Source organism: Crenobacter intestini (genome assembly GCF_004919095.1).
Taxonomy (GTDB): Bacteria; Pseudomonadota; Gammaproteobacteria; order Burkholderiales; family Chromobacteriaceae; genus Craterilacuibacter; species Craterilacuibacter intestini.
Window position 1 is genome coordinate 1 of record NZ_STGJ01000046.1, and the last position, 1,031, is coordinate 1,031.

Below are 1,031 nucleotides of genomic sequence, written 5' to 3' on the forward strand. Positions count from 1 at the left end.
TGTGTCTTTCCACAAGTCTTCAAAGCCGTGCCGTGACCACTTTGTTGCGTCTTGCCGCTTCGCGGTGCTCTCTGCTTCTTTCGTGAGTCCCGCTGCTTTCAGTTCTGCAAAAGTGGGGAGCATCTGCACACCATTCATCGTGTCGAATGTGCGCATTGCCGATGCTTCTTTCGGGGTTGAAGCTTTCTCTCTCGCTACGAAATTCAAGTTTTCTAGTAGTGCGGTGATGCGCTGCAGCGTCTCGCGTGAGCCGTCCTTGTCGCCTTCTCGTCGCTGTTTGTCTCTGAGCTTAAGAAGGTCGCGCATCTCGCACTTCGCGCCATACAGCCACGCAGACCTGAGTGAGCGAAAGCTGTTATCTGTGCCTGCCAACTTTGCGAAGTCCGGTACTCCGTTTGTCCGTATGCGTGTGTACGTAGCTAAATAGAGCGCTGCTGTTGTGTCTGAGACAGGGCGCTCTTTCAACGTCTGCACATAGCGTCGAGCTGCGCTCGTCGCGTCATCAAAATGCTCTTCCTTCGCGGATGCCCAAGATGAATATTTTCCCATGATTTTTCTCCATTTTTTTTACTATATCATGATATATGCATGGAGCGAGCTGTGGGGCTATATCGGTTTTCGCCGGTAGTGCCGTTTTGGGGCACTACCGTGCAGGGGTCCCCGTCGAGAGTGGAGCGAAGCGGAACGCCAGACGTGCTTGGGGACCCCGTCCGACACAACCTAAAAAGCGAAAAGTCAACCCCGCTTCAGATGGGGCGCGGAACGCCCCCTCGGGGACGCTTTGCGTCCCCCAAGCACGGATGCGATGCTTGATGCGTGATGCGGGCGGCTGTCGCCGCTGGGCGCTGCAAGGAGCGCTACAAGGGCAAAAAGTAAAGGTCTAGCGTGGGACTAGGACTTGTGATGCTGGATGGTTGAGATGATGCTGTTTCTTAGCTGAAAGGCTTGCGAGAGGGGGGTTTGAACTGTAACGTATAAAGACAAAAGCCACCGGGCGGTGGCTTTGACTAACTACTTGCAGTGCTTGATGA

1 protein-coding gene is annotated in these 1,031 nt (G+C 54.2%); it reads right to left on the reverse strand.

Annotated features, from left to right (window positions below; genetic code table 11):
* Window positions 1-549 (reverse strand): hypothetical protein (locus E5K04_RS16600; RefSeq protein ID WP_136555949.1); only part of this gene is annotated, 549 nt, incomplete at its 3' end.
* Between the last annotated feature and the right edge of the window lie 482 nt (window positions 550-1,031).